Below are 26,082 nucleotides of genomic sequence, written 5' to 3' on the forward strand. Positions count from 1 at the left end.
TCGGGTCGGTCACGCTCGGGTCAGCCCACGCCCGCATACGAGTGCAGGCCAACGGTCACCAGGTTAACGAAGAACAGATTGAAGACCATGGCCACGAACCCGGCGACGTTGATCCAGGCCGCCTTGCGATCCCGCCAACCGGCCGTTGACCTGGCATGGAGGTAGGCGGCGTACACCACCCATGCGATGAACGACACGGTTTCTTTGGGGTCCCAGCCCCAGTACCGGCCCCAGGCTTCCTCGGCCCAGATCGCACCGAAGATGACCCCGAAGCCGAACACCGGGAAGGCGAAGATGGTGGTTCGGTAAGCGATCCGGTCGAGCGTCTGCGCGTCGGGAAAGCGGTGCACCAGCCGCGCCAGTTGGCCCTCGGCACCCGGTTCGCCCAGCCGCGAGGTGCGCAGCAGAAACAGGATGCTGGCGATGCCCGCCACCAGGAACACGCCCGAGCCGAGGCTGACCACCGAGACGTGGATGGGCAGCCAGTACGACTGCAGGGCCGGCATCACAGGTGCCGCGTTGGCGTAGAGCCAGCGGCCGGACACGGTCAGCAGGATCAGCACCGGGAGCAGCAGGAACACCCACAACGGCCGGTACTGCGGGCGGCGTAGCACGACGGCACCGGCAACCAGCCCGGACAGGCAGGTCAGGTTGATGAACTCGTACATGTTGCCCCAGGGCACCCGCATGGTGGCCAGGCCGCGCAGCACGATGCAGCCCAACAGCAGGGCAATGCCGAGGTAGAGGACGGCGAGACCGGCGCGGCCGACGCGTTCGTCGAACGGCCGGCTCGGAGTGTCCGCGACGACGCCGGGGGTGGCGCTGTCGGTGGTGACGGCGCCGCCCCTGCTTCCGACAGCCGCCGGTTCGAGTTTCCGGGTGCGCACGTAGGCCAGTTCGCAGGCCAGCAGCAGCAGCGCAACCACGAGCGCCACCACCGCGGAGGTGAAGGCCCAGTCGGAGTAGCGGGCCAGCCCGATGTTCACGTGCTGGGTATTCATGTGAGGTCCCTTCCGGCCTTGGCGGGGATTCCGGTGGGCGCGCTGGATTCGCCCAACCCTGCCGTCAACCGCTCGGTCAGCCGCTCGAACTCGTCACCCCATCCGGAGTTGTCGGTACGCGCCAGGCCGCCCAGTTCGACGTTGACCGTACCTTGAGGCTCCCCTGCCGGTGTGAGACGAACCCACACCCGGCGCCGGCGGATAAGTAGTGACACCAGCAGCCCGGCCATCATGGTGATCGCAAAGACCAGCACCCAGATCTGCCCGGGATCGTGCGATACCTGCAGGTTGACGAACGGTATGGCGCCATCGAAGCGGACCGTGGTGCCCGCCGCCGGGCCCTGGTCGATGCGCACCTGCTCCCCGACGCGCAAGTTGACCCGCTTCTCCTTGGTCAGCCGGCCTTGTTCGATCAGGCGGGGATCCAGGTTGAACAGCGACTGCGGCCGCCCGGTGTCCAGGCCGGTGTCGCCGCGGTAGATGTCGATGGCCACCGCGGGGTCATTGAGCGCTGGGAAGCGTGACGACAGCAGGGTGCCGTCGAGCTGCTCGGTGGGTGCCAGCAACCCCTGGATCGCGATCTGGTGTTTGCGCCGCTCCTCGGCGGTCGGATAGCTGCCGGCCGGGGGGTCGATGCGCGCGACGCCAGACGACAGCAGGGTCTGCGGGTTGTCCGGCCGCCACTGCACCGTCGAGGTCCTGGCCTGCCCGTTCGGGAACGTCACCGTGAAGGTGGGGGCATAGCCGTGGCCCTGCAGGTACACCCGGTCCCCGCCGATGCGCAGCGGGTGGTTCACCTCGAGCCGGTAGGGCCGCCAGGTGTTCGACGTGAGGTCGTCGCCGGCCTGGTAGGCGATGTCGGCGGCGAACGAGGTGGCCTGCCCCGACGGCAGGTAGTGGGCCTGAAAGTCGTTGACGCGCAGGCAGACCGGGTGCAGCGAGGTGCCGTCGACGGTGTTGCCGGCGCGGAACGAGTCGAACGCGGCCGGCGTAGCCGAGCAGAAGCCGGGGCCGCCGTCGGCGATGACGATCACGTTGCCCTCGTAGCCGAACAGCTTTCCGGCGGCGACCGCGACCAGCAAGCCCAGCAGCGAGAAGTGGAAGACCAGGTTGCCGAACTCGCGCAGGTAGCCCTTCTCCGCGGACACCTCGACCGTGTCGCCGTGGCGTCTGGTCGCGGTGCGCCAGCCGCGCAGCCGGCCGGTGATGGTGGCGGCCAGGCTTTCGGGGTCGCCGACGACTTCGGCCTCGGCGTGTTTGGGCAACCGGGCCAGATTGCGCGGCGCGGCCACCGGGGTGGCCCGCAGACTGCGTGCGTGCTCGAGGATCCGCGGCGTCAGGCAGCCGACCAGGGACACGAACAGCAGGACGTAGATGGCGGTGAACCAGAAGCTGGAGAACACGTCGAACGCCTGTAGCTCGTCGAGCCACGGTCCGATCATCGGGTGGGTGTGCAGGTATTCGTCGACCTTGCCGGCGTTGAGGCTCCGCTGCGGCAACAGGGCGCCGGGAATCGCGCCGAGCGCGAGCAGGAAGAGCAAGACCAGCGCGGTCCCCATGGACGTCAGCGACCGCCAAGTGTTGCGCCCTTTTTGGGTGAGCAGACGCAAAAGCACCCCAAAATGTGCCATTTTGGGTGCTTTCGCGTCTGCTCGCGGGAGCTCTGGCGCCATCAGATGGGCAGCCTGACGTCGGAGACAAATGCATCGCGCAGCCAGGACACGAAGTCGTTCCACACCCCGGTGACCAGGGCCGCACCGACGGCGATCAGCAGCGTGCCGCCGAAGATCTGGATCGCTCGCGTGTGGCGGCGCAGCCAGCCCAGGCCCGCGACCGCTTGCGCCGAACCGAACGCCAGCAACACGAACGGAATCCCCAATCCCAGGCAGTAGGCGATCACCAAAGCGATCCCCCGCGCCACGTTCGCGCCGTCGGTGGCTGAGGCGACGGTGATCACGCCGGTCAGGGTGGGCCCAAGACACGGGGTCCAGCCCAGCGCGAACACCGCGCCGAGCAGCGGCGCACCTGCCACCGTGGTCAGCTGCCGCGGCGTGAACCGGGCCTGGCGTTGCAGGGCCGGGATCAGCCCAATGAACACCAATCCCATCACGATGGTCAGCACGCCGCCGATGCGCTGCAGTAGCAGTTGGTTGGTGATCAGCGCGGTGGTCATGCCCAGCACCACGACCGTGCCCAGCACGAACACCGTGGTGAACCCGGCGACGAAGAGCAGCGCGGAGCCCGCGACTCGCCAGCGCGCCGCGGGCGGGGCCTTCAGGGTGCCCCGACCGTCTGCCTCGTCCACTCCGACCACGGCCGCCAGGTAGGACAGGTAGCCCGGCACCAGCGGCACCACGCACGGCGACGCGAACGACACCAGCCCGGCGAGCAGGCACGCGCCCAGGGCCACAATCAGCGGCCCGGCGGCGGCGATGTTGGCGAAGCCGGTCATTGCGGTCCCGGCGTCGGTGCCGGAGCCTCCGCGGCGACCCGTTGGACGACCGGCTGCAGGTCCTCGGCCAACAGCTCGCGCAGGAACACCGCGGCCACCCGGTGTTGCCGGTCCAGCACCAATGTCGACGGGATGACGGTGGTCGGATACTTGCCGCCGAACGCGATCAGGCTGCGCATCGGCGGGTCGTAGATCGATGGAAAGGTCACGTGCCGGTCGGTGACGAAGTCCTGCGCGGCGTCGCGGCTGTTGTCGCGGACGTCGATCCCCAGAAACGAGACACCGGACTCGCGAGTCGCGTCGTACACCCGTTGCAGCTGGGTTATCTCGGCGCGGCACGGGCCGCACCACTGGCCCCACACGTTGACGACGACAACCTGACCGCGGAAGTCGTCCAAAGACAGGGTGCGGGCCGGGTCCAGGAGGCTGGGCCCGGACAGTGCACCGGGTCGGCCGCGGCTTTCGGGCGGGTCGTAGAAGATGTCGGTCTTACCGCCCGGGGAGACGAACTCGAAGGTGCCGCCCTGCGCGACGGCGTCGCGCCCGGAGCACCCGGTGAGCACACCCATCAGCACCGCCGCGGCGATCAGCCATCGCATTATCGAGGCGCCGCCGGTTCGGAGTACTCCACGTCGACCAGCCGGTCACCGTCGTAGACCAGCGACGTCACCGAGGCCAAGCCGCATTCCCGCTTTCGCGGGTCGTGCCACAGCTTGTTGCCGGTCAGGTGCATGCGCAGCGTCCACACCGGCAGCTGATGGCTGACGCACACCGCCTCGTGGCCGGCGGCGCGCACCCGCGCCTTATCCGCCGCGGTAGCCATCCGGGTCGCGATCTCGATGTACGGCTCTCCCCAGGACGGCGTGAACGGGTTGCGCAGCTGCCACCACACCCGCGGATCGCGCCACGCCCCGTCACCCGGGCCGACCCGGCGGCCTTCGAAGAAGTTGGCCGATTCGATCAAGTCGGGGTCGGTGTCCACTGGCAGGTTGTGCCGGGCGGCGATCGGCGCGGCGGTCTCCTGCGCCCGCTGCAGTGGGGATGCGATCACCGCGACGATGTCCCGGTCGGCCAGGAAGTCGGCGACAGCGGCGGCCTGCGCCGCACCGGTCTCGGACAGCCGGAATCCGGGCAGCCGCCCGTACAGGACCCCGGAGGGGTTGTGCACCTCACCGTGGCGCACCACGTGCACCCGGGTTGTCTCGGCCATCAGGGTTTTTCCTCCTGTGCCGCGGCTTGGGCCGCGGCGGGTAGAGCGTTCGCGATCCGGTCGAAGGCGTCGTCATCCAGCGCCGCGGAGACGAACCAGGCCTCGAATGCACTGCACGGCGGGTAGACCCCCGCGTCGAGTAACGCATGAAAGAACGGCGGGAAACGCCAGGTCTGGCTGGCGCGTGCGGCCGCGAAATCGGTCACCGGCGTCTCGGAGAAGAATACGCTCAACATGTTTCCGGCCCGCGGAATCTGGTGTGCTACACCGGCATTGGTAAGCGCATCGGCCAGCAGCGCGGCCAGCCGGTCGGCGTTGGCGTCCAGCGCGGCGTACACCGCGTCGTCGGCGGCCCGCAACGTCGCCAATCCGGCCGCCATCGCCACCGGGTTTCCCGACAGGGTGCCGGCCTGATACACCGGCCCCAGCGGCGCCAGCTTCTCCATCACCGCGGCCCGGCCGCCGAACGCCGCGGCCGGCAGCCCGCCGCTCATCACCTTGCCGAAGGTGAACAGGTCCGCGTCGACGGGATCGATTCCGTACCAACCACTTCGGCTGACCCGGAAGCCCGTCATCACCTCATCGGAAATCAGCAGCGCGCCGTGCTCGGCGGTGATCGTGCGCAGCGCCGCGTTGTAGCCGAGCGCCGGCGGGACCACGCCCATGTTGCCCGGGCTGGCCTCGGTGATCACCGCGGCGATCAGCTCACCGTGCGCCGCGAACGCTTCCCGAACCGCATCGATGTCGTTGTAGGGCAACACAATCGTGTCCGCCGCCGCCGCGCCGGTGACGCCGGGCGAGGACGGCAGACCCAGGGTGGCCACACCCGAGCCCGCGTCGGCCAGCAGTGCGTCGGCGTGCCCGTGGTAGCAGCCGGAGAACTTGATGATCTTGGGCCGGCCGGTGAATCCGCGCGCCAACCTGATCGCGCTCATGGTGGCCTCGGTGCCGGAGTTCACCAGCCTGAGCCGCTCGACGGGCGCGACCCGTCCGATGATCTCGGCAGCCAGCTCGGTCTCGGCGGGTGTGGGGGCGCCGAAGGACAGGCCGTGGGCAGCCGCGGTGGCGACGGCCTCAACCACCGCGGGATGCGCGTGGCCCAGGATCATCGGACCCCAGGAGCAGACCAGGTCGACGTAGGTATTGCCATCGGCGTCGGTGAGCCGGCAGCCCTGTGCCTCCGTGATGAAGCGCGGGGTGCCGCCCACCGCGTTGAACGCCCGGACCGGGGAGTTCACGCCGCCAGGGATCACCGCGCAGGCATCGGCGAACAGCTGCGCGGACGCGCGAGTCTGCGCCTTCACCTGGTCAGTCCCCATGACGACTAGTGTCCCAGCCCCCGCGGCTCGTTCAACTACAGGGTGTAAGAGATCACTCGGGTTGTCCTTGCCCGGGGCCGGCGAGTTGGATGGCGATCATGCGATTTCCCCAACGCCTCGCCCGGATCAACCGCTACGTGACCAACCCCATCCAGCGCATGTGGGCGGGCTGGCTACCACCTTTCGCGATTGTCGAGCATGTCGGCCGGCGTTCAGGCAAGGCCTACCGCACTCCGGTGAATGCCTTCTACACCAGTACCGACGGCACGCCTGGCCTGGCGATTCCGCTGGCCTATGGCCCCGACCGGGACTGGCTGAAGAACATCCGGGCGGCCGGCGGCGCACAGGTGCGACGCAGGGCCAAGACGTTCGGGGTCAGTAACCCGCGGGTGGTCAGCAAGGATGAAGCGGCCCAGCAGGTAGACGGAGCCTGGAAGTCGGTGTTCGGCGCGCTGCCCTTCGAGGAAGTGCTGTTGCTCGACCGGACTTCCTGAGCGCGATGCGGATCACAGCGATCCTCGAGCGGCCGGTCGGCCTCGAGGGCGCACCCGCCAACGCGGTTGTGAGCTTCGCCAGCCACACGGTGTCGCTGGTCGCGCTGGTGACCGACGTCGTGCGGGCGGGCAAGCCGGTGGTGGGGGTGGCCTTCGACTCGATCGGCCGGTTCGCCCAGAGCGGCATCCTGCGCGATCGCCTGATCCCGCGGGTTCTGGCGGCGCCACCCGAGACGCTGCTGGACGAGACTGGGCGCCTTGACCCGAGCGCCGTCGCAGCCCGCGCCCTTACCGACGAGAAGCCCGGCGGACACGGTGACCGCGCCGCGGCGGCCGCGGCGCTGGAGTTGGCCTGCTGGGATCTGCTCGCCAAGCTCGATGACGAGCCCGCCTTCGCCACGATCGCGCGCCGCTTCGGACGGGAGCCCGCCGATGCGGTGCCGGTGTACGCGGCCGGCGGCTATTACTACCCCGACCGCGGCGTCGACGGCCTGCGCGACGAGATCCGCGGTTACCTGGAACAGGGCTACGACGCCGTCAAGATCAAGATCGGCGGCGCGGACGTACGTGAGGACACCGCGCGCATCGAGGCGGCCATCGACATCGTCGGCGCCGGCCAACGGGTGGCGGTCGACGCGAACGGCAGGTTCGACCGCGCGGCCGCGTTGCGGTGGGCGACGGCGTTGGCGCCGTACGGGCTGCGCTGGTACGAGGAGCCCGGCGACCCACTGGATTTCGAGCTCAACAGCGCTGTGACGGCCTGCTATGAGGGTGCGGTGGCCACCGGTGAGAACCTGTTCTCGGTACCGGATGTCACGAATCTCCTTCGCTACGGCGGTATGCGGCCGGGCCGCGATGTTTTCCAGATGGACGCCGGGCTGAGCTACGGTCTGGGCGAGTACGCGCTCATGCTCGGGGTGCTGGAGGCGCACGGCTTCGACCGGCGGCGCGCCTTTCCGCACGGCGGGCACCTGATCAACCTGCACATCGCGGCCGGCCTGGGATTGGGCGGGTGCGAGTCGTATCCGGGAGTATTCCAGCCGTTCGGCGGTTACTCGGCGGGCTGCACCCTGGCCGACGGTCGGATCGCGCCGACGGACGCGCCGGGATTCGGGCTGGAGCAGAAGTCCGGCCTGGCCCAGGTGATTGCCGAGATGACCACATGAGCCGGGGAGCGCACTGTTGAAGATCGCCATAATCGGTTGCGGTGCAATGGGATCCATCTACGCCGCCAGACTGGCCATGGCGGGTGACGAGGTGTTGGTCGTCGACCGCTCCGAAGCCAGCGTCGCTCATATCACCCGCAACGGGCTGCGGGTGAGCGGTCCCGGTTACGACGACACGGTGCCACTGCGCGCCGCGACCGCCGCACCCGCCGAAACGATGGACCTGATCGTGCTCGCCGTGAAGGCCGCCGACGTGACAACCGCTGCACAGCAGGCGCTTCCGATGCTGGGACCGGATACGCCGGTACTGACGATCCAGAACGGGCTCGGCTCGGCCGACACGGTCGCCGGCATCGTCGGAGAGCAGCGGGTGGCGGTCGGCATCGCCAGCGGGTTCGGTGCCGCCCGGCTCGGGCCCGGCCACGTGCACCACAACGCCATGCGCGCGATGCGCTTCGGCGCCTATTCCTCGTTGCCGCAGAACACGGTTCACTCGATCGCCACCATCTGGACTCAGGCCGGGTTCGAGGCGGCCGCGGTCACCGACATCGCCGCGATGCAGTGGGAGAAGCTGATCTGCAACGTCGCCTACAGCGGGCCGTGCGCGCTGACCCACCTCACCGTCGGAGAGCTGATGGACGATCCGGAGATGGGCCCGGTCAGCCGGGCAGCGGCCACGGAGGCATGGAACGTCGCACGCGCGTTGGGAATTGGGATCGCCGTCACCGATCCGGTCGCGCACGTCCGGGATTTCGGGGCCGCGATGCCGAACGCCAAACCTTCGGCGCTGCTGGACCACGAGGCGCGCCGGGTCAGCGAGATCGACGTCATCAACGGCGCGATCCCCCGTCAGGGCGCTCGGGTCGGCGTCGAGGCACCGGTGAACGCCACCGTGACCGCCTTGGTCAAGACGATCGAGCGGCAGTGGAGTTGAGCTAGAGAATGGGCCTGCCGCCGGTCACCGCGACCCGCGCGCCGGATACGTAACTCGCATCGTCCGAGGCGAGCAGCACATACACCGGGGCCAGTTCCGCGGGCTGTCCCGCACGGCCCAGCGGCACGTTATCCCCGAACGACTCCACCTTCTCGGCCGGCATGGTCGCGGGGATCAGCGGCGTCCACACCGGGCCGGGTGCCACGCTGTTCACCCGAATCCCCTTGGGGCCCAGAAGCTGAGCGAGACTCGCCGAGAAGTTGGCGATGGCCGCCTTCGTCGCGGCGTAGGGCGCCAGCTTCGGGTTGGGCGCGTCGGAGTTGACCGACGAACTTCCGATGATCGACGCGCCTCGCCCCATGTGCGGCAGGGCCGCCTTGGTCAGGTAGAAGTACGCCCCGACGTTCAACTTGAACGTGTGGTCCCACTCCTCATCGGAGATCTCGTCGAGCTCGTCATGCATCATCTGGTAGGCGGCGTTGTTGACCAGCACGTCGATGCGGCCGAATTCCGCGACGGCGCGGTCCACGACCGCGCGACAGTGCTTTGGGTCGGACAGGTCGCCGGGCACCAGGACGCACTTGCGCCCGGCCTCTTCGACGTAACGCGCAACGTCCCGGGCGTCCTCGTCCTCGTTCAGGTACGAGATCAGCACGTCGGCGCCTTCCCGGGCGAATGCGATGGCCACCGCACGGCCGATCCCGCTATCGCCTCCGGTGATGATCGCGCTCTTGCCGGTCAGCCTTCCCGAGCCCCGGTAACTGTCTTCCCCGCAATCGGGAACCGGGTCCATTCGGCTCTGCATGCCGGGAACGTCCTGCTGCTGCTCGGGAAATCCCATGCCCGTTCCTTTCCGGATGTGTCGAGTCGCTGAGGCATAGCTGGATAGCCCCTGACTCCTCCGGTAAACCACGTTTGACGCTTCGACTCCCGGGTATGTCAGCACTCGCTCGTTCTTCAGCAGTCAGGAACGCTTTCGTCGCTGGGCTCCACCACTGGAATGAACCCAGCACCTCACCATGCCTTGGGGGTGAACGTCGTTGCTGCGGGTCGCTTCGGTGCCAGGTTCCCACGTCTACGTGCGCCACCTTGCCGACCCCGCTACCGACAACGTTGTGCGACTTGACGACCCGGTTCCCGTCGACGGTCGCACGGTGCCGGGCGGCTGGTGGCCACCGTTGATGCTGGAGCCAGGTTGGGTGAGTGATCATCACGAGGATTTCGACGTGTTCCACGTCCACTTCGGTTTCGACGCCACGGGTCCCGAGGTGCTGACCGAAGTGGTCCAGGAACTCAAAATGCACGACAAGCCGTTCGTGTACACGGTGCACGACCTGCGCAATCCGCATCACGGGGAGCCAGCGGCGCATGTCGAGCAGCAGAACGTGCTGATCGCCGCCGCGGACGAACTGATCACGCTGACGCCCGGTGCGGCCCGGGAGATCTGGCGCCGGTGGCAGCGGCAGGCCCGGGTATTGCCGCACCCCCATGTCCTGGACCGGGACCGTATCGAGCATCCCCGCGCACGCGAGCGCCGCTTCGTGGTCGGCGTGCACGCAAAGAGTCTGCGCGCCAACATGGATCCGCTGCCCGTGGTGGCCGCGCTGACCGAGATCACGTCGTCACTGCCGGATGCGACCCTGCGGATCAACCTGCACGATGAAATCTTCGATCCGGCCAACTATTGGTTCTCCCCCGAGGCCGGCAAAGCCTTGCTGGACTACGACCGCCACGCCCACGTCGACGTCCGAGTACATCCGTATTTCTCCGACGACGAACTCTGGGATTATCTCGCTTCGCTGACGGTATCGGTGTTGCCGTACCGGTTCGGCACCCACTCCGGCTGGCTGGAGGCGTGTTTCGACCTGGGCACCGCGGTGGTGGTGCCCAGCTGCGGGTTCTACGGTGAACAGCGACCCTGTCACGTGTTCGACCTGGGTGAGGATCACTTCAACGAGCTGTCCTTGGATCGGGCGATCCGCGCGGCCCACGAGCGTTGGGCCGCAGGACAATCCGGTCACCGCGCCCGGTGGCAGGACCGCCTCGCCGAGCGCCGGCGACTGGCCGCTGCGCACCGCGAGATCTACCGGAGCGTGCTGGTATGACGAATCCGCTGCGGGTGGCGGTGATTGCCTCGAATCGGTTCCCGATTCGGGAACCCTTCGCCGGTGGACTGGAGGCCCACGTCAGTCACCTGTCCCGCGCCCTCGCGTCGCGCGGGCATCGGGTATCGCTGTTCGCCGCTCCCGGCTCCGACCTGGCCCCGGGCTGCGAGAGCCTGGCGGTGCGCTTCCTCGAACTGTCCGAGTCGGCGCGCCATGACATTTCGATGCCCGGCGTGGCCTTTATGTCGGACCACCACGCCTACCTGTCGTTGATGCTGTGGCTCGCAGGGCCGGGCGCCCGGCAATTCGACGTGATCCACAATCACAGCCTGCATTACCTGCCGGTGGCGATGGCTCCTGCCCTGCCCATTCCGATGCTGACCACCGTGCACACTCCACCGACCCCATGGCTGGAATCCGCGATCGACGCAGCCGCGGGGCGAGGCACCCGATTCAGCGCGGTGTCCCGGCACACCGCGGATGCCTGGCGCAAGGTCATCGACGATATGGCCGTGGTCCCCAACGGAGTCGACACGCGAATGTGGCCGCTCGGTCCGGGTGGGCCGGCTCTGGTCTGGTTCGGGCGGATCACCGCCGAGAAGGCACCACATCTGGCGATCGCCGCGGCCCGACAGGCGGACCGCCCACTGCTTCTGGCCGGCCCCATCTCCGATGAAAGTTACTTCGTCGAGCGGATTGTGCCGCAGCTGCGCGGCAGCATCAGTTACGCCGGTCACCTCGACCATCAACAACTGGCTCGCCTGGTAGGTGAGTCCTGCACGGCACTGGCGACACCGGCATGGGACGAACCCTACGGTCTGGTCGTCGCGGAAGCGATGTCGTGTGGCACCCCGGTGGTGGCCTTCGCGCGCGGCGGCATCCCGGAGCTCATCGACGACGACTCAGGCCGACTGGTGCCCCCAGGCGACATTGCCGCTATGGCGGCGGCGATCGACTCGACGGTCCGGCTGCCGCGAAAGCGGGTGCGCGAGCGTGCCATCCGGCACTGCTCGGCGACAGCCATGGTCACCGCGTACGCCGACCTGTACCGGAACATGATCAACGACGTGGCGCTGCGGAACTGAATGAATGATCGGCTATTACATCCACCACCACGGCTTCGGCCATCTGGCCCGGGCCAGCAGTATCTGCGCCCAGCTGCGCAGGCCGGTGACGGCGCTTACCTCGCTGAACATCGAAGGCGCGCATCCATTTTCAGCGATCGTCAAGTTGCCCCGCGACGACCACGCGGAAGAGGTGCGCGAACCCACCGCGCACGGTGCACTGCATTGGGCGCCGCACCACGATGCGGGATTCAGCGCCCGGATGAGCGCGATCGCCCATTGGGTCGCCGACGCGCAACCCGAAGTCGTGGTCGTCGACGTCTCGGTGGAGGTCGCAATGTTCGTCCGGCTACTCGGCACACCGGTGGTCGTCGTAGCCCTGCCCGGAAAGCGTACCGATGCACCGCATTTGCTGGTGCACCGGATCGCTGACCACATCCTGGCCGCGTGGCCGAAGGCGTTGTGCGTGCCCGCCTGGCTCAAGCAGTACGACGACAAGACGAGCTATGTCGGCGGTATCAGCCGATTCGAGGGTCGCCGGGACGACTTGAAAAGCACGGATGACGGGCGCGTGCTCGTCCTTGGCGGAACCGGCGGTGACTTCGGATCCGGTTGCGACTCATCAATTCCCGGCTGGACCTGGACGGCGTTGGGCGGCAGCAACGGCTCGTGGAAAGACGACCCGTGGCCGGAGATTCGCGCCGCGGACGTCGTTGTCACGCACGCGGGACAGAGCTGCGTTGCCGATATCGCCGCGGCGCAACGCCCCGCCATCGTGATCCCTCAGGCCCGCCCGTTCGACGAGCAGCAGGCCACCGCTGTGATGCTACGGCGGCATCAGCTCGCCGTGGTGGCGCAAGACTGGCCGGACGAGCGCGCCTGGCCGGCGCTGCTGACGCACGCCCGGGCCCGAAATCCGCAGCGGTGGCAACGCTGGCAGGTAGCCGGCGCAGCGCAGCGCGCCGCCGCCGCGATCGAATCGACGGCACTGCGGTGCAGGGCGCGCGCCCGGTGAAGACGGCCGTCGTCACCATCGTGCACGGCCGGGCCGCCCACTTGCGCCGCCAGCTCGAGGGGCTCGCCGCCGGCTCCGTGCATCCGGACACGCACATCGTCGTCGCACTGGGAGACAACACCATTGCCGACGCCGTCGCCGACGCGGCCGCACCGGTAGAGGTACTCGAATACCCGGCTGCCCACCCACTGCCGCTGGCAGCGGGACGCAATGCCGGCGCCTTGGCGGCGCTGCGGAACGGAGCCGATCTCCTGGTCTTCCTTGACGTCGACTGCATACCCGGCAGCGACCTCATCGAGCGGTACCGTAGCGCCGCCGACGACCACGGCGAGGCGCTATTGTGCGGACCGGTCACCTATTTGCCGCCGGCCGGGCCGATGGGTTACATCGTCAAAGATCTGCGACACCAACGTGATCCGCACCCGGCGCGGCCAGCCCCGGCGCCCGGCACCGTCGTGGCCACGACGGACTACGCGCTGTTCTGGTCGCTGTCTTTCGCCGTGCGCGCCCAGACATGGCGACGGATCGGCGGATTCTATGAGCAGTATCGTGGATACGGCGGCGAGGACACCGACTTTGCGCAATGCGCTGCGGCGCAGGGTGTCCCGATGTGCTGGGTGGGCGGAGCGGACGCCTTCCACCAATACCACCCGGTTACCGATCCACCCGTGGACCACCTGGACGACATCGTGCGCAATGCCGCAATCTTCCATCGGCGCTGGGGCTGGTGGCCCATGGGTGGCTGGCTGAGCGCATTCGAGTCCGAAGGACTCATCAGCCGCGATGCCGACGGGTCCCCCCGCAGAGTGGAAGTCACTTAGTCCGGGTCACTTAGTCCGGGTCACTTGGTCCGGGTCAGATCCGTCGTCGCGGGTCCCTCGAGCAGCGTGCCGTCCGGCGCGAATCGGGATGCGTGCAACGGACATTCCCATGCCTTGTCCGCGTCGTTCCAATTCACGATGCCGCCCAGGTGCGTGCACACCGGCGAGACCTTGTGCTCGACTCCGTCGACCACGCAGCGGGCCTGCAGATTCCACGGCGGGCCACTGACGACACCGCCTTCGTCGTTCTTCGGTTCAGGCCGCCCGATCCGGGTTGCCGGCGTGACCCAGCCCTTCGCCAGGTTGAAGCCCACCTCGAGGTTGGCTGACAGCGCGGTGGTGATGCCCGACAGCTCGTGCGGACTCCAACTGGCGAACGCGTCGGCCCAATCCATCCGGCCGCCGAGAATGCGGCTGGACAGCGCCAACGCCGCGGCGGGGCCGTTGGTCATTCCCCACTTGTTGAAACCCGTTGCCACGAAGATCTTTTCGTTGTTCGGCAGAATCGGCCCCACGTACGGCAGCTGGTCGATCGGCGTGTAGTCCTGCGCCGACCAGTAATGCGTCTGCACCGCACCCGGATAGTGCTTGCGCGTCCATTTGTCGAGCTCGTCCAGCGCTATGGTGGGACTCTTCTTGCGGCCCACCGTGTGCCCGGCGCCGCCCACTATCAGCAGCTCGCCGTCCCCGGTGGGCGCGTAGCGGACCGAGCGGGTTGGCGAGTCGGTGGAGATCATCATCGGCCGGGTGATCTCACCCGGCACTTTGTAGGCCATGCAGTAGGACCGGCTGGGCTTCAGCCGGGCGAAATAGCCGCCCCGGTCCAGGATCGGGATGCCGGTCGCCAGCACCAATTGCCGGGTGAACACGTCGGCGTCAGCCTCGGTGCCCTCGTCGGTCTGCTCGCCTCCGCCGGTGTTGACGTGCAGCCGCAGACCATCGCCTTCGCTCGAAACTTTGCGCACCCGAGCGCCTTCGACAAGTCGCCCGCCGCGGTCGAGCAGCTCCACGACCAGGCTGTCGAGGAATGGGACCGGGTCGAACTGAGCCTGGTTGGGCAGGCGCACCCCGCCGTGGTAGGGGAACGGGACGTCGGCGCGGTCATCCCAGGTGACCGGGAGCCCGACGGCACTGCAGGCCAACCATTCCGCGCGTGCCGAGGGCACGCCGCGGGCCGATTGCGCGTAGGTGTAGGCGTCTTCGCGTTGCACGTCGATGCCGTGCTCATCGCAGTGGCGCAGCACCCAGTCCATGCCCTCGCGGTTCCCCTGCACGTAGGCCTGCCCGGTGCCACGGCCGTGGCGCGTGATGATCTTGCTCAAGTGGGTGCCCTGCAACAGGCTGAGCTTGGCGGTGGTGTTACCGCTGGCGCCCGCGGCCACGGTGCGGGCCTCCAGAACCAACACATCCTTACCCGCCCTGGCCAGTAACACCGCGGTGATCAGACCGGTGATGCCGGCTCCCACGATGACGACATCGGCCGAGCCCCCGACATTCTGGGAGGTTCGGTCGGCCCACGGGACGGAGCCGCGATTATCAAGCCACAATGACACCATGGCGTTTCTGGTACCCCGGCCCGCCGCGGCGGAAACAGCCGACGGCCCGATTTACTTCGCGTAATGGCAAGGGATTTCGCCTTGCGTCGGCTCGGTAGCGAATCGAATATCCGTTATGTGAAGCTCTGGTTTTCACAATGTTTCATGTGCAATCGCGGGGGTATCAATTCGACCGCGACACCGGAGTTTTCTGCTCCACGTCGACGGATCAGAGAACTCTGGTCCGAATCCGCTTCCGGTCGTTCACGATCGAAAAGGAGTACTCAATAATGCGTACCGCAATTGCCACCCTTTGCGCCGCCTCGGCACTCACCTTCGGTGGAGCAGGCATCGCCAATGCCACCGTCGACCACGCGCCGGTCCCGTCATCGACGACAACCACCGTGGCTGAGCCGGAAAACACCAACAAGGAAAGCGACAATTCGGGCCTGTGGGGCCTCGCCGGCTTGCTCGGCCTCGCCGGACTCGCCGGACTGAAGCGTCGCCGGGACAACAACGTCGTTGACCCCGCCGCCGGTCGCCGGCCGACTGTCTAATCCTTGACACGGACACGCCTCCGTCAGCGCCCGCGCTGACGGAGGCGCTGTCCTTTGCTGAATCTTTCGGCGCCGCTGCGGCTTCTGCGGCTTCTGCGTCCCGCGCTGTTTTCGGCCGATCCGTCGCGGGTACTTCGGGCGCATCCAGGTTAGGGAGGCCATCACATGGACGCATTGACATTCCTGCGCGCAGATCACAAGAGCGTGTTGGGCATGCTGGAAGTGCTTGACGGAGCACCGGAAGGCACCGGCGCGCAACTCAGCGGCCTGGAAACGATGGTGAACAACCTCATCATCGCCGAGTCACAACACGAGGCGATCGAAGAGCAGTTCTTCTGGCCCGCGGTACGACGTGCCCTCGACGACGGCGATGAACTGGCCGATCAGGCCATCGCGCAGGAGGAGGCCGGAAAGAAGCTACTGCAGCGGCTCGAGGATGGTCACCCGGGCGAGCCGGGCTACCACGAGGCGCTCAGGCAATTCGTGATAGCCGGTCGCGAGCACATCATGTTCGAACAAGACGTTGTGTGGCCCCGGTTCGCCGCGGCGCTCGATCACGACGAGCTCGAGGTGATCGGCAGGCGGCTGGAAACCGCGAAAAAGGTTGCGCCGACGCGCCCGCACCCGAATACACCGTCGGACTCCATCACTCAGAAGACGATGGGGATGGGTGCTGCGGTGGTTGACATGGTGCGCGATGTGGCGACCGGGCGTGAGGCCGACAACCCGCCGGACCCGCAGATTCACTGACGCCAACGAACACGTCAACACGAGCAAAGGCCTGGCGGCCCCTGCAATAGGAACCGCCAGGCCTTTGTTCTGCCGAATGATCTAGGTGGTCGGCATCCGCTGCTCGTGCGTGAACGGCTTCTCGTCCGGAACCGCAGGCGAGCCTTCGGGATTGGTGTCGGCGCCCTTGTTCTTCCGGATGGTGCTACCCAGCCACTCCTCCGTCGGCTTCTCCACGTACTCCCATTCGATGCCCTCCGGCCACGGACCCTGACCCTGGTTCCACGGACCGCGCACCGACTCGCCACCGTTGGACATGTTGAAGGCCACGTTCTGGAACCGCGAGTCACCCGAAAGGGTCCCCGGCGGGAAGTTCACCGGGAGCTCGTTAAGGGCGGCGGTGAACTGCTGGTAGTGCGCCACCTCGCGAGTCATCAGGAATGTCAACGTTTCCTGCACACCCGGGTCGTCGGTGAACTGCTTGAGATATTCGTAGACGATCTTCGCCCGCGACTCGGCGGCCAGGTTGTTGCGCAGGTCCACCGTCGGGTCACCGTTGGCGTCGATGAACGCACCCGTCCAGTTGTTGCCGGCAGAGTCTTTCGCGTCCGGGCCGCCGCCGCTGAGCACCAGGAACATCGGGTTCACCGACACCTGGTGGATGGCCTGCTCCCGACCGTCCTTGCTGGCCACCGCGGGCATCCAGTCGCACCGCTCGTTGGCCAGTTTCAGATCGTCGTTCAATCCATCCAGCAGCATGGTGATCATCGATCCGACCATTTCCAGATGGCTCAATTCCTCCGTGGCGATATCCATGAAGAGGTCGTACATCTTGGGATTCTTCTCCCGCAGCACGAAAGCCTGAATGAAGTACTGCAGGGCGGCGGTCAGCTCTCCATTGGCTCCACCGAACTGCTCCATCAACAATGAGGCGAACCGCGGATCCGGCTGGCTGACGCGCACCTCGAACTGCAAATCTTTATTGTGCACAAACATTTATTTCTCCCAGGGCTGCTTACACCGTGTCTTCCTCGACCCGATCCGCCCGATTACCCGTACTGCAGCGGTCCAAACGGGATCCGCCGCAAATCCGCCGTCCCGGGCTCAGTTCGGCCGCGGATCACCCTCCGGCCGCGACGCCATATTGATTTCGTTGCCTGCCAATCCATTTCGTCTCGTGAACGGTGCGGTGAAATACACGGCTACCACCACCGCCCAGGACAGCAGGCTCAGCCACAGCTGACTGCGAGCGGTGTCGTCGAACGCCATCTGCACCAGCACCGCAACGATTCCCGCGGCCGTCAGCACCGAAAGCGCCGGAAACAGCCACATCCTGACCCGCAGCTGCTCGGCGGGCGTGCGTCGTCGCAGCACGATCTGGGAGAGCGCGATCAGCAGGTAGACGAACAGGATCACGGCGCCGGATGAGTTGAGCAGGAACAGGAACACCGTGTCGGGCGACAGCCAGGCCATCAATACACACAGAAAGCCCACCACCGAGGAGAACAATATGGCGACGGCGGGCACCCCACGGCGGCTCAGTTTGACCAGCCGGCTGGGCGCCTCCCCACGGCGGGCAAGCACGAACAGCATCCGCGACGAGGTGTACAGGCCGGAATTCAGGCACGACAACACCGCAGTCAGCACTACCGCGTTCATGATCTGGTCTGCGCCAGATAATCCCATGTGCTTGAGCGCCGCCACATACGGCGACGTCCCGGGTTCCATCGCGTTCCACGGCGTGATCACCACCAGCAGCAGGACCGAACCGACGAAGAAGACCACGATGCGCGCCACCACCGACCTGGTCGCCCGCGCGATGGCCCGCTCGGGGTCCCGGCTCTCCGCGGCCGCGATGGTGACGACTTCCGCGCCCACCATGGAGAAGATCACCACGACCACCGCGGCGAACACCGCCCCGACCCCCGCGGGAAAGAACCCGCCCCGCGAGGTCAGGTTCGAGAAATCCAGGTGCCGGCCCGGCCACCAACCCAGCACAAAGGCCGTCCCGACAGCCAGGAACGCCATGATCGCCGCGACTTTGATTCCGGCGAACCAGAATTCGAATTCGCCGAAGGACGACACGGAGAACAGGTTGGTGGCGGTCATCAACACCATCAGGCCCAGCGAGAGCAGCCACAGCGGAGCGGGAAACCAGTAGTTCAGCACCTTGCCGCCGGCAACCGCCTCGAAGCCGACGACGATCACCCAGAAGTACCAGTACAGCCAGCCCACCGAGAAGCCCGCCCAACCGCCCAATGCCGTCGCCGCGTAGTCCGCGAACGAGCCCGTCGAGGGGTTCGCGGTCGCCATCTCGCCCAGCATCCGCATCACCAGGACGATCAGCATGCCGCAGATCGCGTAGGTCAGGAACGAGGCCGGCCCGGTCTTGGCGATCACCACGCCCGACCCGACGAACAACCCGGCGCCGATCACGCCGCCCAGGGCGATCATGCTGAGCTGCCGTTGCGAGAGGTCCTGGCGCAGCTGCGAAGTGCTAGCCATGGCTAACCACAACACATCCGCGCCGTGGGCACCACCGGGGCCCACCGGGTTCGCGGGGGAGAAATCACGCCGCCATTACAGGTACCTTGCGATACGGCGTGGCTCGTCCCGAAAAGGCCTGTCGGCGCGGCAAAATTGCCCCCGTGGCCGATTTGACCCGCCGATCGGTGCTACGCATGGGTGTAGGCGCCAGCGCCGGAGCGGCCGGTGTATGGGCGTTGAGTGGCCTGCTGGATCCACTCAAGCCGATGGCCGCCCCCATGGCGCCGGCGCCGTTCGATCCCCCTACCGCCGGCAAGACGCTGCCGACCAAACTCACCGGGTCCTTCATCTCGGCGGCCCGCGGCGGGATCAAGACCAACTGGGTGATCGCCATGCCGCCCGGGCAGACCAAGATGCTGCGGCCGGTGATCGCGTTGCACGGCAAGGACGGCGACGCCAACATGATGCTGGACTGCGGCGTCGAGGACGCGCTGGCGCAATTGGTCAGTGAGGGCAAGCCGCCCTTCGCCGTCGTGGGCGTCGACGGCGGCCCGAGCAGTTACTGGCACCGGCGCTCCAACGGCGAGGACTCCGGCACGATGGTGCTCGAAGAGCTGCTGCCGATGCTGACCTCGATGGGCATGGACACCTCGCGGGTGGGCTTCCTGGGCTGGTCGATGGGCGGATACGGCGCGCTGCTGCTGGGCGCCCGGCTGGGCCCGGCCCGCACCGCCGGGATTTGCGCGATCAGCCCGGCGCTGTACATGTCCTACATCGGCACAGCGCCCGGCGCCTTCGACAGCGTCGACGACTGGACCCGCAACACGGTGTTCGGGCTGCCGGTGCTGAACTCGATCCCGCTGCGCGTCGACTGTGGGATCGGCGACCGCTTCTTCTTCGCAACCAGCCAATTCGTCGGCCAGCTCAAGAAGCGGCCGGCGGGCAGCTTCTCCCCCGGCGGACACGACGTGGACTATTGGCGAGCGCAACTCCCCGGTGAGCTGGCCTGGATGGCGACTTAAGTGAGATGACAGTGCGATCCGCCGACACCTCCGGCTCTCCGCGAACGGCGGAGGGGAGGTCTGTGCGGGGACGGTTCCGCCCGGACATCGAAGGGTTGCGGGCCGTCGCGGTGATTGCGGTCGTCGCGTATCACGCGGGCATTCCCGGTACCGCCGGCGGTTACATCGGCGTCGACGTGTTCTTTGTGATCTCCGGCTTCCTGATCACCGGGTTGCTCTGGCGCGAGGTGGCGGCGACGAACACCGTTGCGCTGGGCCGGTTCTACGCCGCCCGTGCCCGTCGGCTATTACCCGCCGCGGCCACCGTCGGCGTGGTCACCGCGGTCTTCGCGGCCGCCGTGCTGCCTCCGTTGCAGGCCCGACGGGTGTTCGTCGACGGCATCGCCAGCGCGTTGTATGTCGGCAACTACCGGTTCGCCGCCCAGGGCACGGACTACATGGTGTCCGACGTGCCGCCGTCACCGTTCCAGCACTACTGGTCGCTCGGGGTGGAGGAACAGTTCTATCTGCTCTGGCCCGCGCTGATCATCGCCACCGCGTTGCTGACGAGGCGGATCGGCAGGAGCGCCGCCGGCGCGGCGCCCTACGCGGTGCTGCTGACCCTGGTCGGCGCGGCATCACTGGCCGCGGCGGTGGTGTGGACGCGGGTGTCGCCACCATGGGCGTTCTTCTCGCTGCCCACCCGGGCCTGGGAACTGGCGGCCGGTGGCCTGGTGGCCCTCACGATCAACCAGTGGCGTCGGTTGCCGCTGCTGCCCGCCACGGTCGCCGGCTGGGGTGGTCTCGTGCTGATCCTGCTGACCAGCACCCAGCTGGGTCCGCATACGCCCTATCCCGGTACGTCGGCGCTGCTGCCGGTGCTGGGTACGGCATTGGTGATCGGCGGCGGGTGTGTCACCGGCGGCATGGGCGTGGGCCGGGTGCTGTGCCCACCGGCGATGCGGGCGATCGGCGGGTTGTCCTACTCGTGGTACCTGTGGCACTGGCCGGTGCTGCTGCTGCTGCCGCCGCTGCTTGGTGATCCCGGGGGGCTGCCTGGCCGGCTGGCGGCGACGACGGTGTCCGCGGGACTCGCGGTGATCACCATGCATGCCGTGGAGAACCCCGGCCGGTTCGCTGCGGCGCTGCGCAAATCGGCCAAGACCAGCCTGGCCGTGGCCGGCGCCGCCACCGGCGTCGCCGCTTGCGCCTGCGCGGTGCTGCTGACGGCGATACCGGCCCCGGTCGGCCACGGCGCCGCAGCTCCGCAGGCGAACATCATTGCGCTGCCACCCGCCCCCGGCCCGCAGGTCGGTCCGCACGAAGCCGCCGTCGCGCAGGCCTTCGCTCAGGTCCGCGAAGCGCTGGCCACGTCCGCCGCCCGGCGCGAGGTCCCGGCTAACCTGAACCCCTCGCTGGCCGCCGCCGCGGGCGACAAGGCCCCGGTGTTCGTCAACGGCTGCATGCGCTCGTGGCGCGATGTGGGGCAGAGCGAATGCGCCACCGCGGACGTCGCTTCGCCCACCACAGTGACGCTGATCGGCGACTCCCATGCGGCGATGTGGGACCCCGCACTGCAACAGGTGGCCGAGCAGCGGCACTGGCGGCTGGAGACGCTGGCCAAGGTGACCTGTCCACTGCTGGACCTGCCCATCGTCAGCCCCTATCTGGGCCGCAAGTACAACGAGTGCGAACAGTGGCGGGCCCAGATCGTCAACCGGCTGCAGGCCGAGCGACCCAAGCTGGTGGTGCTGAGCATGAGCCGCCGCTACCACGCCGACTTCAGCTTCGCCTCCTACGACCCGGCGTGGATCGACGCCGTCGCGCGGGTGGTCGCGCAGCTGCGCGGCATGGGATCTCACGTCCTGCTGCTGGGACCGGTGGCCGATCCGCAATCGTCGGCGCCCACCTGTCTGTCCGCACACCTCGACGACGCCGGGGCCTGCGCGCCCACCCGGGCAGTGGCGGTGAACGGCGACGGCATCGCCGCCGAGCAGCGGGTGACCGCCGCGGCCGGCGGCTCCTACGCGGACCTCACCGACCTGTTCTGCACCGCCGATCGGTGCCCAATGGTCGTCGGCAACACGCTGGTGTTCCGCGACGACAACCACGTGACGACCGAGTATGCACAACTGCTGGCCCCCGTGATCGGGGCGCTGGCCGACCAGGCCCTGTCAGACGGATGAATCGGGAGAATCCGGTGGGAAAATCTTCGCGAATGAACCTCGCGGGGAAAGCGAACGTGGTACGAATAAAAGGGTTTTGGAGGTTCTGAAATGAGTCCGATGCTGTTGGTTCTGCTTAGCGCAGCCGCACCAGTCGCCGGGCTTGGCTTACTGCAATTGCAAGCGCGCCTTGAACGTTGGGACTACGAAAGGCACGCCGAGGACTGAGGCGCTGGGCGCCGCGGCATCAAACCCGTTGCCTGCCAGACGCTTTGGCCCTCACCTGCGCCTCAAGGCCAGCTTACTTCAGCAATTGCCACCGGATCAGCGGGACGATTTTCTCCGCCATATACGCATGCCCGGCGTCGTTGGGGTGCACCCCGTCCGAACCGATCAGCTCGGGGCGGTCGACGAACCAGCGGTCGCCGATCGGGTCGACGAAATCCGCCCGCGCCGCCCAGGCCGCGCCCGCAAGCACGTCGCGGATCACCAGCACCGGCACCGGCACATCGGCCGTCGGCCACGGCGGTCCAATCACCAGAAACCTGGCGTGCGGCGCGCGCTGCCGCGCGAGAACAAACGTGGCGTGCACCCGCTGGGCCAACAACACCGGATCGACGTCCTGGTCGTTGCGCGAACCGAAGAACACCACCAGGTCGTCGTCCGCTTTAACCGCGCGGTCGGTCAGATCCTGAAAGATGTTGCCGTGGTCGCCAACTGCGCCGTATCCGGCCCTGCCCTCGGCCGCGACATCGCTGGTGATGCGCAACCCGGGCGCGGCGAGCGTCCGCCAGGTGCGGGCCGTCCATGACCTCGCGCCCAGACCGCCCAGATCTGTACCGGTGGTGTAGGAGTCGCCGACCACAGCGATGTGTTTGAGGCGCAGATCCAGCGTCAGCGCACGGACGGGGCGTCCCTGCACCGGGTCGGTGACGCACGGCGCAACTATGGCCATCAGCGCGCACAGACTGATGGCGAACCGGACCAATCGAGTCATCGCAACCTTCACCACGGAGGACCGAATAGCTAACTCAAATCGTACGAGGAACCGACGGTGACGGCGCGCATCTTCGCAGTCGCCACGCCCGGAACGTGAGCGGTCACACATCCCGTGCGGTCGCAACCGGCGACGCAGCCGACGGGACGCCGCGGCGCCGCGACGTCCCGCCGCATGTGCACTGGTCGCCGCGGTTTATCGGGACCGAGGGAAGACCGCCGGCTGCTCGGTGACCCCGACGCGAAACGACCCCGGCGGTGGATTGCGGAAGGGGACCGCACAGGCGAATGGCAATCCCGGTTCGGACCGGCACTCAGGGTCGGCGTGGCAAACATCGCTCAGTGGGTACTACTGGGTAATGGCCGACAACACCGACCGCGAGTCGTTCATCGTGGACTGCCTCGTGGGGGCGTTCGAGGATCTGATGAAGGCGGACCCGGACGCCTTTCGCACCAAGTTCCGCAAGATGGCCGCTGACCCGTTTGCGTTCTACCGCGGCAGTGCGTGCTTGTTCTACGCGGACATGGCCGACCGGGACGATAGGTGGGCCGATGAGCGCACCGGCCGGGTGTGGATCCAGGGCGACCTGCACGCGGAGAACTTCGGCACCTACATGGACGGGTCCGGAGTGCTTATCTTCGACGTCAACGACTTCGACGAGGCCTACATCGGCCACTTCACCTGGGATCTGCAACGATTCGCCGCCAGCGTCGCGTTGATGTGCTGGCAGAAGGCGCTCTCCGACGCCGAGATATCGCGGCTGATCGAGACGTTCGTGCGCTCCTATGTCAAGCAGGTGCACTGGTTCGTCGAAGAGGAAGACGACGCATCCTTCTCGCTGAATCTGCAGACCGCGCGGGGCGCGGTGCTGGCCGCGCTTCAGTCGGCGCGGCTGTCGACGCGCGCGGCGATGCTGGACCGGATGACGCGGGTGGATCAGTGGGACCGGAAATTCCGCGACGCGCCGGGAGTCCGTCGGCTCGACGACGCCGAACGAGACACGGTCGTCGAGGCTTTCCAGCGATATCTGGAGACCATCCCCGACACCAAACGGCGCCAAGAGGTGACCTATGACGTCAAGGATGTGGTCGGTAAGACGGGATTCGGTATCGGCAGCGCGGGCCTACCCAACTACACGATCTTGATCGAGGGGTTCAATCAGGCGCTCGACAACGACATCGTGCTGTCGATGAAACAGGGCAACATCGCCGCACCGAGCCGGGTGATCACCGACCAGAAGGTCCGGGACTACTTCCAGCACCACGGGCACCGCACCGCGATCTCGCAGCGGGCGCTGCAAGCCCACGCCGACCAGCTGCTGGGCTACACCGAGATCGACGGCATCGGTTTCGTGGTCAACGAGTTATCTCCCTACGAATCCGATTTGGAATGGGACGAGCTGACCGAGCCCGACGAGCTCGCCGAGGTGGTCGAGCAGCTCGGGCAGGCGGTCGCGAAAGTGCACTGCGTAGGTGACGCGGACAGCGACCAGTCGCTGGTCGACTTCCAGACCGAGCACGCGATCGTCGAGGTGATCGGTGACCGCCTCGATGAGTTCGTCGCCGACATGGTGTCGTTCGGGCTGGAATACGCCGCGGTGGTGCGCGACGACCACCGCCATTTCGTCGAGGCGTTCCGCGAGGGCCGCATCCCAGGGGTGAGCGCCACCTGACGCTGGACGGGCCGGTCAGACTGCGCGGGACGAGACCCCGGACAGCGCACCGTCGATAGGATGCAGCTTCGCGGTCGGCGAGTCAGTCGCCAGTGTGCCCGCGGGCGCGGGCCGGGCGCCGACCATCCGCCGCATCCAGCGCCGCGCAGGTTCCTCGACGTAGTGATACATCAGGCTGGACAGCAGCATGGCGATCAGGATCAGGCCGATCACGTTCCATTTCCATGGGTTGTCCTGCGGCGTGAGCTCGAATTGCAGTACCGCCCAGCCCCACACGGTGTGCACCAGCTCGTGAACCATGTACAGGCAAAGGGAGATCTCCCCGCCGTACACCAGCACCCGGGTGGACAGCACCCAGGGCAGACTGCCCAGACCGACGGCCAAGGTGATCACCAGCGGGACGAACAGCACGTCGACCACCCCGCCGCTGTCTACCACGCCGCTGATCGGATGCGCATCGAACCAGTACAGGATCCCCACTATCGCGACGACCAGCAGCAGCGAGACATACCCGGCCACATGCCGGGCGCGATCGCTCAGCCGCAACCGGCGCACCGCGGCACAGGCCAAAGCACCCGCGATGAACTGGGTGACTATTCGCGGCAGCCAGCTCCACGGCGTGTAGAACTGGCCGCTGGCCAGCAGCAGTAACACCGGGGGCAGACAGGCCGCGAACGCCAGCAGCATCAGGGTGCGTGCCCGCGTCGCACGCTCCATGCGCAGGATCACCAGCACGACGAACCCGAACAGTAGGTAGGCCAGCCATTCCGCGCTGATCGACCAGGCCGGACCGTCCCAGCTGGTCCCGTCGAAGAACGGCTCGAACCACAGCTGAATCAACAGCACCTGCCGCACGTAGCTGATCGCGGTCAGGTCCCTGATTTCAGGCAACGGCACATGCCCGACGTGCAGGCTGAGGATCACGATCAGCGCGGCCAGGTGCATGGTGACCAGGTACACCGGCCAGACCCGGGCCAGGCGTAGCCACAGGAAGTGGAGTGTGGCCCGCGTCGACCACGAGCCACCCATCCGGTCCAGATAGTTCCAGGTCAGCACGAACCCGCTGAGGATGAAGAACAGGTCGACGCCTTGGGCGCCACAGTTGAGTACCGGAGCGAGGTCCTCGCGGAAATCGGGCGAGACGTCGGTCAGCATCGGCCTGAAATGAAACAGCACCACCCACAGCGAGGCGACGATCCGCAGTCCCGTCAGAGCTTTGATTTCGCCCCTGATCTTGCCCTTGATCTCATCCGTGGGCGCTGTGCTGGGCACGAGGTTTCTTCCGCCTGAGTCTGCTGTGTGGTTCATCGACTAACGCGGCTGTCCGGGGCGACATCGCCATGTCACCCGTCCCCACG

General features: G+C 67.3%; 23 protein-coding genes and 2 pseudogenes. 13 read left to right on the plus strand and 12 right to left on the minus strand.

Features of this window, described 5'->3' with window-relative positions:
* Positions 1–20: 20 nt before the first annotated feature.
* Both ccsB and A5645_RS20485 read right to left on the minus strand, forming a co-directional pair.
* Positions 21–1,001 carry a c-type cytochrome biogenesis protein CcsB gene (ccsB, locus tag A5645_RS20480; protein ID WP_065130813.1) on the minus strand — a complete coding sequence of 327 codons (981 nt, stop codon included), beginning with the start codon at positions 999–1,001 and terminating at the stop codon, positions 21–23.
* Positions 998–2,560 (minus strand): cytochrome c biogenesis protein ResB, encoded by a 1,563-nt coding sequence (locus A5645_RS20485; protein ID WP_065130814.1) that lies wholly within the window; start codon positions 2,558–2,560, stop codon positions 998–1,000. The genes ccsB and A5645_RS20485 overlap by 4 nt, the downstream gene beginning before the upstream one ends.
* Here A5645_RS20485 and A5645_RS29460 point away from each other — a divergent pair.
* Positions 2,559–2,687: pseudogene (locus A5645_RS29460) on the plus strand (hypothetical protein); the annotation flags it as partial. The gene A5645_RS20485 and the pseudogene A5645_RS29460 overlap by 2 nt on opposite strands.
* Here A5645_RS29460 and A5645_RS20490 read toward each other — a convergent pair.
* From A5645_RS20490 to hemL, 4 genes are read right to left on the minus strand one after another with little or no spacing between them, the layout of a single operon-like run.
* Positions 2,674–3,453, minus strand: a complete 780-nt coding sequence (locus A5645_RS20490; protein ID WP_065130815.1) for a cytochrome c biogenesis CcdA family protein — start codon at positions 3,451–3,453, stop codon at positions 2,674–2,676. The pseudogene A5645_RS29460 and the gene A5645_RS20490 sit on opposite strands and share 14 nt — an antisense overlap.
* Complete coding sequence (locus A5645_RS20495; protein WP_065130816.1) at positions 3,450–4,052, minus strand: TlpA disulfide reductase family protein; 603 nt, start codon at positions 4,050–4,052, stop codon at positions 3,450–3,452. The genes A5645_RS20490 and A5645_RS20495 overlap by 4 nt, the downstream gene beginning before the upstream one ends.
* Positions 4,052–4,663 (minus strand): histidine phosphatase family protein, encoded by a 612-nt coding sequence (locus A5645_RS20500; RefSeq protein ID WP_065130817.1) that lies wholly within the window; start codon positions 4,661–4,663, stop codon positions 4,052–4,054. Before A5645_RS20500 ends, A5645_RS20495 begins: the two co-directional genes overlap by 1 nt.
* A complete protein-coding gene (hemL, locus tag A5645_RS20505) occupies positions 4,663–5,982 on the minus strand; it encodes a glutamate-1-semialdehyde 2,1-aminomutase (protein ID WP_065130818.1) in 1,320 nt (439 codons plus the stop codon). The genes A5645_RS20500 and hemL overlap by 1 nt, the downstream gene beginning before the upstream one ends.
* Positions 5,983–6,080: 98 nt before the next feature.
* On the opposite strand from hemL, the gene A5645_RS20510 reads away from it, so the two are divergent.
* From A5645_RS20510 to A5645_RS20520, 3 genes are read left to right on the plus strand one after another with little or no spacing between them, the layout of a single operon-like run.
* Entirely contained in the window at positions 6,081–6,476 is a 396-nt protein-coding gene (locus A5645_RS20510) for a nitroreductase family deazaflavin-dependent oxidoreductase (protein WP_065034448.1), read from the plus strand.
* A gap of 5 nt (positions 6,477–6,481) precedes the next feature.
* On the plus strand, positions 6,482–7,642 hold the full coding sequence (locus A5645_RS20515; protein WP_065130819.1) for an enolase C-terminal domain-like protein: 1,161 nt from the start codon (positions 6,482–6,484) through the stop codon (positions 7,640–7,642).
* A gap of 16 nt (positions 7,643–7,658) precedes the next feature.
* Positions 7,659–8,576: a ketopantoate reductase family protein gene (locus tag A5645_RS20520; protein WP_065130820.1), complete on the plus strand. Its 918-nt coding sequence runs from the start codon at positions 7,659–7,661 to the stop codon at positions 8,574–8,576.
* A 1-nt stretch (position 8,577) separates the two neighbouring features.
* On the opposite strand, the gene A5645_RS20525 is transcribed toward A5645_RS20520, so the two are convergent.
* The gene (locus A5645_RS20525; protein ID WP_065130821.1) at positions 8,578–9,417 is read right to left on the minus strand and encodes an SDR family oxidoreductase; all 840 of its coding nucleotides are present in this window, start codon (positions 9,415–9,417) and stop codon (positions 8,578–8,580) included.
* A 217-nt stretch (positions 9,418–9,634) separates the two neighbouring features.
* On the opposite strand from A5645_RS20525, the gene A5645_RS20530 reads away from it, so the two are divergent.
* The 4 genes and pseudogenes from A5645_RS20530 (at position 9,635) to A5645_RS20545 (ending at position 13,581) form a co-directional block, all read left to right on the plus strand.
* Positions 9,635–10,681 carry a glycosyltransferase family protein gene (locus tag A5645_RS20530; RefSeq protein ID WP_081288452.1) on the plus strand — a complete coding sequence of 349 codons (1,047 nt, stop codon included), beginning with the start codon at positions 9,635–9,637 and terminating at the stop codon, positions 10,679–10,681.
* Positions 10,678–11,856, plus strand: a pseudogene (locus A5645_RS20535) (glycosyltransferase); the annotation flags it as partial. The gene A5645_RS20530 and the pseudogene A5645_RS20535, both read left to right, overlap by 4 nt.
* Positions 11,771–12,760 (plus strand): glycosyltransferase, encoded by a 990-nt coding sequence (locus A5645_RS20540; protein ID WP_065130823.1) that lies wholly within the window; start codon positions 11,771–11,773, stop codon positions 12,758–12,760. The pseudogene A5645_RS20535 and the gene A5645_RS20540, both read left to right, overlap by 86 nt.
* Entirely contained in the window at positions 12,757–13,581 is an 825-nt protein-coding gene (locus tag A5645_RS20545) for a glycosyltransferase family 2 protein (protein ID WP_065130922.1), read from the plus strand. The genes A5645_RS20540 and A5645_RS20545 overlap by 4 nt, the downstream gene beginning before the upstream one ends.
* A gap of 20 nt (positions 13,582–13,601) precedes the next feature.
* Here A5645_RS20545 and A5645_RS20550 read toward each other — a convergent pair whose 3' ends face one another.
* The gene (locus A5645_RS20550; protein WP_065130824.1) at positions 13,602–15,137 is read right to left on the minus strand and encodes an FAD-dependent oxidoreductase; all 1,536 of its coding nucleotides are present in this window, start codon (positions 15,135–15,137) and stop codon (positions 13,602–13,604) included.
* Between the two features lie 269 nt (positions 15,138–15,406).
* Between A5645_RS20550 and A5645_RS20555 the strand changes: the two genes are divergently transcribed.
* The gene (locus A5645_RS20555) at positions 15,407–15,673 is read left to right on the plus strand and encodes a WGxxGxxG family protein (protein WP_065034449.1); all 267 of its coding nucleotides are present in this window, start codon (positions 15,407–15,409) and stop codon (positions 15,671–15,673) included.
* A gap of 165 nt (positions 15,674–15,838) precedes the next feature.
* Positions 15,839–16,423, plus strand: coding sequence for a hemerythrin domain-containing protein (locus tag A5645_RS20560; RefSeq protein ID WP_065130825.1), 585 nt, complete (start codon positions 15,839–15,841; stop codon positions 16,421–16,423).
* A gap of 81 nt (positions 16,424–16,504) precedes the next feature.
* Here A5645_RS20560 and A5645_RS20565 read toward each other — a convergent pair whose 3' ends face one another.
* Both A5645_RS20565 and A5645_RS20570 read right to left on the minus strand, forming a co-directional pair.
* Positions 16,505–17,398, minus strand: a complete 894-nt coding sequence (locus tag A5645_RS20565; RefSeq protein ID WP_065035177.1) for a manganese catalase family protein — start codon at positions 17,396–17,398, stop codon at positions 16,505–16,507.
* Between the two features lie 108 nt (positions 17,399–17,506).
* Complete coding sequence (locus A5645_RS20570; protein WP_065130826.1) at positions 17,507–18,907, minus strand: amino acid permease; 1,401 nt, start codon at positions 18,905–18,907, stop codon at positions 17,507–17,509.
* A 176-nt stretch (positions 18,908–19,083) separates the two neighbouring features.
* On the opposite strand from A5645_RS20570, the gene A5645_RS20575 reads away from it, so the two are divergent.
* Positions 19,084–19,911: an alpha/beta hydrolase gene (locus tag A5645_RS20575; RefSeq protein ID WP_081288453.1), complete on the plus strand. Its 828-nt coding sequence runs from the start codon at positions 19,084–19,086 to the stop codon at positions 19,909–19,911.
* Between the two features lie 5 nt (positions 19,912–19,916).
* A complete protein-coding gene (locus A5645_RS20580; protein WP_065130827.1) occupies positions 19,917–22,076 on the plus strand; it encodes an acyltransferase family protein in 2,160 nt (719 codons plus the stop codon).
* 280 nt (positions 22,077–22,356) lie between these two features.
* Here the strand turns inward: A5645_RS20580 and A5645_RS20585 are convergent, their stop codons facing one another.
* A complete protein-coding gene (locus A5645_RS20585) occupies positions 22,357–23,052 on the minus strand; it encodes an Rv0518 family GDSL lipase (protein ID WP_065035213.1) in 696 nt (231 codons plus the stop codon).
* Between the two features lie 358 nt (positions 23,053–23,410).
* On the opposite strand from A5645_RS20585, the gene A5645_RS20590 reads away from it, so the two are divergent.
* A complete protein-coding gene (locus A5645_RS20590; RefSeq protein ID WP_065130828.1) occupies positions 23,411–24,724 on the plus strand; it encodes a DUF2252 domain-containing protein in 1,314 nt (437 codons plus the stop codon).
* 15 nt (positions 24,725–24,739) lie between these two features.
* Here the strand turns inward: A5645_RS20590 and A5645_RS20595 are convergent, their stop codons facing one another.
* Positions 24,740–25,969 (minus strand): acyltransferase family protein, encoded by a 1,230-nt coding sequence (locus A5645_RS20595; RefSeq protein ID WP_253867093.1) that lies wholly within the window; start codon positions 25,967–25,969, stop codon positions 24,740–24,742.
* Between the last annotated feature and the right edge of the window lie 113 nt (positions 25,970–26,082).

It is taken from the genome of Mycobacterium asiaticum, assembly GCF_001673635.1.
Classification (GTDB): Bacteria; Actinomycetota; Actinomycetes; order Mycobacteriales; family Mycobacteriaceae; genus Mycobacterium; species Mycobacterium asiaticum_C.